General features: G+C 20.2%; 2 protein-coding genes. Both read right to left on the bottom strand.

Going from position 1 to position 500, the window contains the following annotated elements; all coding sequences use genetic code 11:
- On the bottom strand, positions 1 to 92 hold a 92-nt coding region (locus RI01_RS03995; RefSeq protein ID WP_173363070.1), incomplete at its 3' end, for an SVM family protein.
- A gap of 16 nt (positions 93 to 108) precedes the next feature.
- Positions 109 to 500, bottom strand: a 392-nt coding sequence (locus RI01_RS02490) for a hypothetical protein (RefSeq protein WP_017193097.1), incomplete at its 5' end; no start/stop codon positions are given.

Below are 500 nucleotides of genomic sequence, written 5' to 3' on the forward strand. Positions count from 1 at the left end.
TATAATTTTTTATTATTAGTTATAAACAATAGTCCTAAAAAAATAAATAAATAAATACTTATGATTCTAAATTGATCTTTTAATTTAATCATTAATTAAATCTCCTTTTTATTTTTTATAATCGTTCTTTTTGGAAATTTCTGGTTGATCAATTGGACATTTAGAATTGTTTTTTATTAAATTCATAGGTTGAAGTTCATCATCATTTATTGCAGAACTGATATTTCGTCTAGAACTTTCTGGTTGTTCACCATAAGTTGTTGATAATTGATTATTATTTTTTCTTTTATTATATTTGTTGATTGCTTTTGTAATAAATTTTTGTTTTTTCAAAAGTGCATCTTTTTCTTCGTCATTAATTTTGAAATTTACTAATTCGTTTTGTATTGCAAATTCTTCATTTATATACAAAACATATTCTTCATAATTAGAAATTTCATTATTATTACTATTTTTATTACCCATTCCCATAACTTGATAATTATTAGTGATGAATAATA

It is taken from the genome of Italian clover phyllody phytoplasma str. MA1, from assembly GCF_000300695.1.
Lineage (GTDB): Bacteria > Bacillota_I > Bacilli_A > Acholeplasmatales > Acholeplasmataceae > Phytoplasma.